7 protein-coding genes are annotated in these 5,705 nt (G+C 63.0%); 3 read left to right on the top strand and 4 right to left on the bottom strand.

The features are described 5' to 3' along the window. Positions 1 to 356: 356 nt before the first annotated feature. Positions 357 to 944, top strand: a complete 588-nt coding sequence (locus tag ACLP25_RS11110; protein WP_442469257.1) for a hypothetical protein — start codon at positions 357 to 359, stop codon at positions 942 to 944. Beyond that, positions 941 to 1,873: an HAD family hydrolase gene (locus ACLP25_RS11105; RefSeq protein WP_442469256.1), complete on the top strand. Its 933-nt coding sequence runs from the start codon at positions 941 to 943 to the stop codon at positions 1,871 to 1,873. Before ACLP25_RS11110 ends, ACLP25_RS11105 begins: the two co-directional genes overlap by 4 nt. Positions 1,874 to 2,187: 314 nt before the next feature. Here the strand turns inward: ACLP25_RS11105 and ACLP25_RS11100 are convergent, their stop codons facing one another. The 4 genes from ACLP25_RS11100 to ACLP25_RS11085 form a co-directional block, all read right to left on the bottom strand. After that, the gene (locus ACLP25_RS11100) at positions 2,188 to 2,586 is read right to left on the bottom strand and encodes a VOC family protein (protein WP_442469255.1); all 399 of its coding nucleotides are present in this window, start codon (positions 2,584 to 2,586) and stop codon (positions 2,188 to 2,190) included. Then, on the bottom strand, positions 2,583 to 3,614 hold the full coding sequence (locus ACLP25_RS11095) for a hypothetical protein (RefSeq protein ID WP_442469254.1): 1,032 nt from the start codon (positions 3,612 to 3,614) through the stop codon (positions 2,583 to 2,585). The genes ACLP25_RS11100 and ACLP25_RS11095 overlap by 4 nt, the downstream gene beginning before the upstream one ends. Positions 3,615 to 3,622: 8 nt before the next feature. Next, a complete protein-coding gene (locus ACLP25_RS11090; protein WP_442469253.1) occupies positions 3,623 to 5,185 on the bottom strand; it encodes an MBOAT family O-acyltransferase in 1,563 nt (520 codons plus the stop codon). Positions 5,186 to 5,290: 105 nt separating this feature from the next. Further along, positions 5,291 to 5,458, bottom strand: a complete 168-nt coding sequence (locus ACLP25_RS11085; protein ID WP_442469252.1) for a hypothetical protein — start codon at positions 5,456 to 5,458, stop codon at positions 5,291 to 5,293. On the opposite strand from ACLP25_RS11085, the gene ACLP25_RS11080 reads away from it, so the two are divergent. Next, on the top strand, positions 5,457 to 5,705 hold a 249-nt coding region (locus tag ACLP25_RS11080), incomplete at its 3' end, for a hypothetical protein (RefSeq protein WP_442469251.1). The genes ACLP25_RS11085 and ACLP25_RS11080 overlap by 2 nt on opposite strands.

Below are 5,705 nucleotides of genomic sequence, written 5' to 3'. Positions count from 1 at the left end.
TGTGACGCGCTATACCGAAGGCTTCAGCCATTTCGTCACCTCCATGACTGCTCCGGTTGCTTCCGGCTGGAGCGTTCGCCGGGTGGGGCTCTCACCCACTGGAAAGCGCCGCCTTCTCACGGCGCACGCAAGAAACGGGCGTTCGCGTGCGACGTGGCGAATGGGCAATATCCGACCATTTTCTGCCGTAGCCGGCCGCTCCCGAACGGCCGGAGGGCGCCATCTTCGGGCGATGATAGTTCTTGACAAGATACCGGCCTTGGCGGTCTGAAGCTCGCAATGAGAGCGAGGAACATATGCCCATGGTGCCGTCTGAGGTCATCGCGATAGACATCCTGCTCGAGCCGGATGGCCGAATGCTCGAACGGGCGGAAAGCAACAACGCACGGCTGCGTCAGGCGTATCCGAGCGGCTTTGCGCTTGATGCGGACCATCGCCCGCACATCACGCTTTTGCAGTGTTTTGTCGCCGCCAAGGACCTGGAGGCGCTCGCCTTGGCGACGGGCGATGTGATCCTCAACGCAAAGGTGACTGATCTGCCCCTTTGGGCGGAACGCTACTATTACACGCCCGGTCCCGGCGTGGGCTTGGCCGGCATTTGCGCCAGGCCGACCCCCGAACTGCTAAGGCTGCAAGCCGACGTGATCGCCGCCGCCGCGCCCTTCATGGCACCGACCGGCCCGATCGAGGCCTTTACCGCCAGGCACGACAATCCGGCGTTCGACGCGGCGCTGATCGACTACGTGGCCGCATTTGTGGACCATCACGCCGGCGCCCACTTCAATCCGCACGTCAGCACCGGCGTGGCGCCAACCGACTATCTGGACCGCATGATCGCCGAACCGTTCCCAGCGTTTGCGTTTGCTCCAGCAGGCGCCGCCATTTTCCAGCTCGGTCCCTTCGGAACGGCCGCGCGGCTGCTCAAGAGCTGGGACGTGACGTGAACACCGAACCCGCCAACCCTCTGCTGTCGTCCTGGCGAAACGGCGCGCCGAGGCAAGCGATCCTTGATTTCGTCGCCCGCGTGACCACCGCAGGCCACCCCGATTTCGTCCCCTCCGCCGACCGCATCGCCGTGTTCGACAATGACGGCACGCTGTGGGTCGAACAGCCGCTGCCCGTCCAGGCGCATTTCGTGATTGACCGCATCCGGGCGTTGGCGCCCCAGCACCCCGAATGGCAAGGTCTCCAGCCATTCAAGGCCGTTCTAGACGGCGACCTCGCGGGCGTCATGGCCGTCGGCATGGACGGGCTCGCCGAGCTGGTGATGGCGACGCACGCCGGCATGTCGACCGACGCGTTCGCCGGCTTGGTTCGCGACTGGATCGCCACGGCGCGGCATCCGCGCTTCAATCGGCCCTATACCGATCTCGTCTACCAGCCGATGCTCGATGTCCTCGCCCTGTTGCGGGCGCATGACTTCAAGACGTTCATCGTTTCGGCTGGCGGGGTCGAATTCATGCGCACGTTCTGCGAGACCATCTACGGCGTTCCGCCCGAGCAGGTGATCGGCAGCAGCATCGTCACCAGATATGTCGTCAAGGACGGCGAGCCGGCGCTCATGCGCGAGCCCAAATTGCACTTCTTTGGCGACAAGGAAGGCAAGCCCGTCGCGATCAACGCCCATATCGGGCGGCGTCCCATCGCTGCCTTCGGCAATTCGGACGGCGATTTCGCGATGCTCGAATGGATCACTCGCGGACCGCTGGCGGGCTTCGGTCTGATCGTCCATCATGACGATGCGGACCGCGAATATGCCTATGACCGCGACGCTGGCCTTGCCCGTCTGGCGCGTGGGCTCGACGAAGGCCCAGGACGTGGATGGACCATTGTCCACGTCAAGGACGACTGGGATCGGGTTTTTCGCCTTTAGGCCGGCACCGGCGACGCTGGAGAGGCTCGCAGCGACGCATAGACGTCCGCAATGGGCGGAACCCGCACGTTCGCGGTAGGTCCGCTTCCTCGCTTAGATGAAGCGTTCAGTTCCGCGACTCGCTACGGAAGCTAAACGTCGATTCGCGCCGTCCCATTGCTCGCGACGAATGTTGCGCATCGAGTTGAGCTGAGGCGTTCGAAATTTGTTTCAGGGACGATCGCTCCTGGCGCTTGGCGCGGCAGGAAGAATGACTTCCGCATCCCTATATGTCGTGCGTATCTGCGTTAACCGGACAGGCATGCATCCAGGCTTCAGAAGGGCTGGACGAATTCGATCATCACGCCGCGGGTGGTGACCGGGCTGAGAAAATTGCACAGGAACGGGCCCGCCCCTTTGATCGCTTCCTTTTCCAAGAACTTCATGCCTTTGGCCTCGTAGGCGCGCATCGTCTGGGCGATGTCGGGAACCGCAAAGGCCACGTGGTGCACGCCGCCCGCCCCCTTGTTGAACCGTTCGAGCGGTCCCCCGTTCGGGACGACGAACTCGATTACCGCCCCCCTGTCGGCCTTCGCGAAGATGCACAGCGCGCGCCACTGCGGCACATAACCGCGATAGTCTTCCTCCATGCCCAGGACCGCCATCAGCGTCTGAACGTCGTCCTCGCCGGACAGCACGATTCCGACATGGTGCAGGGGCAATCCGCTGATCATGGGGAGCTCTTCGGGTCCTTGAGCAGTTCAGCCACCGGCTGGACGAGCCAATCGGTGAGCACGGTCGCGCCTCGACGGGTGAGGTGGCCGTAGTCGGCGTAGAGTTCGGCATGCTGGGCGAGATACCCGGCGTTCAAGACCGGCCCGTACCGCTCATAGAACGGCAATTCCTGGACGTCCCGCAACGCGCCCGGCCCGGAATAGTACGGGAGAAACACGAACGCGACTTTCGCGCCGTTCCTGCGGGCCAGTTCCGCGATCCTGCTCGTGTAAGTGCGCTCGTCGCCGAACTCCAGATCCGCCAGGCGCGCCGGCAGAATGGGGGGATGCATTCCGCCCTCGAGCTTTTTCACGCCCCGCTCGAGTTCGGCCTTGGAGGCCGCATTTTCGCCGTCCTTGATGCGTCCGTCCGGCAGCACGACGCTTCCGGTCGTGTCGATCGACGAACCCTTGTAATGCGCAGGGTCGAAATCCTTGGCGAGGCCAAGGCCTCCCGGAAGCAGGCTGGCGGCGAACAGGCGCATCTGCCGGAACGGCAAGTAGATCAGATCAGAGAAGTAATTCAAATCGCCGAGGTAGCCCGGATCGACGATCGCCGAAGCGTCCGCGACATATTTGAACGCCGGATGCCCGAACCGGGAGGGTTTTTCCGTCACGCCCAGAATGACCAGCTTGGGTCTTTTCTCGGCGAACAACTCTTGCGCAATCGCCCAGTTGGTGTTGCGACCGGTTTCCGGCAGAGAGAAATTGACGACGTTCGCCGGCAGGTCGCGCCGGCGAAGCGCCACGGCGAGTTCGGGCGCATTCACCCCCTGCATCATCCGGGACGGGCCGAAGAGTACGACATCGATCGGCGCCGGATCGAAGTGGATGCGCTCGTAGATCCATCGCGCGTTCGCATGAATGGTGCCGTCCAGCAATTGCCACCGCTGATACGGATTCTGCGGCAGAAGACTGACACCGACCGCGCAGGCGACCGCGACGGCCAGAACGAACAGGGTCTTCCGGAAGGCTCTGAGCGGGACCATCGAGCGCCCTAGAAATTGAAATACAGGAAGACCGCCTGGCCGCGCTGGACGAACATCACCCCGAAGAACAGGACGACGCCCGCCAGGATCAAGCCGATGGCGTTCGGTTTCCAAGTGAAGGCGATCCGTGACGGCGCGACATCGCGCCACTCGTTCCAGTTATAAGCCGGATCGAAGCGCGACATGATCTGCTGCGTGTTGGGAAAGTATGCGACGATCGCCGTTGAGGCTAGAATCGCCGCCCATACGTCCAGACCGGCGGCGCTGAAATTGTCGGATACGCCGCGCAAGCCGAACATTCCCGAAAGGATCAGCATGGCCGCAGCGACAGACTTGGCGCGGAACATCACATTCGCGCACATGACCGCAACGAGCGTCACGACGCGCGGCCAGACGGCGGAGAGGGGGCCGGGCTCAGGCAGCTTCTTGCCGAGTTTCCGTAGCTTCCGCTGCAGCTTGGTGCGGCGCTCGCGGGAAACCTCGAACAACGTCACGTAGACGCCGTGCATGGCGCCGAAGAGGACGAAGGTCCACCCGGCGCCGTGCCAGACGCCGACGATCAGGAACGTCACGAACGTGGGGAAGCCGACGCTCGCCGCGAACGCCCCCCAACCGGTCAGACCCAAACGCCAGGTCGACCGGATCAGGGACAACGACAACGGCTGAAACAGGTATGCGTAGATCACCCGCTGCAGGGTCATGTGCCAGCGACGCCAGTAGTCCGCGATGTTCCTCGTGCGGAGCGGCGAATGGAAATTGAGCGGCAGCTTGACGCCAAACATCCTCCCAAGGCCAATCGCCAATTTGGAATAACCGGAGAAGTCGAAGTAAAGCTGAAACGTGTAAAGGATCGCCGCAAGCCATCCCGACAACAGATCCACCGGGCCCCTCGTGTCAGCCATGTGATACAAGGGGTCGGAATATCCGCTTATCGTGTCCGCGATCACCGTCTTCTTGAAAAGGCCGATCGCATTGATGACGAGTCCAACCAGAATGTTGCGCCAGAGGAGCTTTCCGAACAGCGGCCCCTGCAGCTGCGGCGCGATCTCCTTGTAATGGACGATGGGCCCGGAGATCAGCTGCGGGAAAAACGAGGCGAACAGCGTGAAGTCCAGAGGACTCATCGGCTTGGCTTCGCCCCGGGCGGAATCCATCAGGTAGGCGATCTTCTGGAATGTGTAGAACGAGATCGCCAGCGGCAGGATCACTCTGTCGAGCGTCCAGTTCGCTCCGGTGAGCGCGTCGACGTTGTCGACAAAGAAATTGGCGTACTTGAAGTACGCCAGCATTCCGATATCGACCGCGAGTCCCAAAGTCAGGAGCGCGTTGACGACCGCTTTACGCTCCGCCGCCGCGGCTCGCTGAATTCGATCCCCGACGATGTAGTTGAACGCGATCGAAAACAGCAGCAGCGGCAGATAGATCGGATTCCAGCAGGCGTAGAACGCCAGAGACAGCACCGCCAGCGTGAACTTGGCCAGCGTCGGCGTCGGCCTCAGCCCCGCCAGATAGGTCAGAACCAAGGCAAGCGGCAGGAAGCCGAACAGGAAAGGATACGAATTAAACAGCACTCAACGGGTCTCGCGCCGGAGAGCCTCCACGGCGGCCTGTTGGCCGCTCGTTCCTCCGGGCGCCGATCGTCGAGCGAGGACCCGTGCGCGCGGCCGCTGGCGGGATCATGCGTGCGCCATCTCTGCGCCCGCGGCCGTTTTGAGAGCCATATCATCGACCGTCATTTCCAGCGCCGGCGCGACGTAGGCGTCGAGATCGAGACGCCATGTCGTCGTTCCTTCGGCCTCGCTCTCCAGGGAGAACCCGAGCTTCTGGTAATGGTCCCTGACCATGCCGTTCTTCGGCGAGGGAATGTACCTGCCCACAAGCGCGCGCGCCCGCGAGGCGCGCCGCGACGGCGAGATGGGCGAGACACGCCTCTTCCACGCGCCGGCCAAGAACGCGGCAGCTCATCAGCCAGGTGTCGATCTCCCAGGCGTCGGCCTTCCGGTCTGCGATCAGGACGGCGATGATTCCGTTGTCGCCGAATCGGTCGACCAGGCGAACCTGCACGACGTGCCTCGCCGGGTCGTGGATCGC

This window comes from Roseiarcus sp. (assembly GCF_052145395.1).
GTDB lineage: Bacteria > Pseudomonadota > Alphaproteobacteria > Rhizobiales > Beijerinckiaceae > Roseiarcus.
The sequence above is the reverse complement of the archived record's forward strand: the minus strand, read 5'-3'. Positions and strand labels throughout refer to the sequence as shown.

Coding starts and splice junctions, on each gene's coding strand:
- ACLP25_RS11085 (WP_442469252.1), bottom strand. CDS start 5,458: ATGGTCAGGGACCATTACCAGAAGCTCGGGTTCTCCCTGGAGAGCGAG.
- ACLP25_RS11095 (WP_442469254.1), bottom strand. CDS start 3,614: ATGGTCCCGCTCAGAGCCTTCCGGAAGACCCTGTTCGTTCTGGCCGTC.
- ACLP25_RS11100 (WP_442469255.1), bottom strand. CDS start 2,586: ATGATCAGCGGATTGCCCCTGCACCATGTCGGAATCGTGCTGTCCGGC.
- ACLP25_RS11110 (WP_442469257.1), top strand. CDS start 357: ATGCTCGAACGGGCGGAAAGCAACAACGCACGGCTGCGTCAGGCGTAT.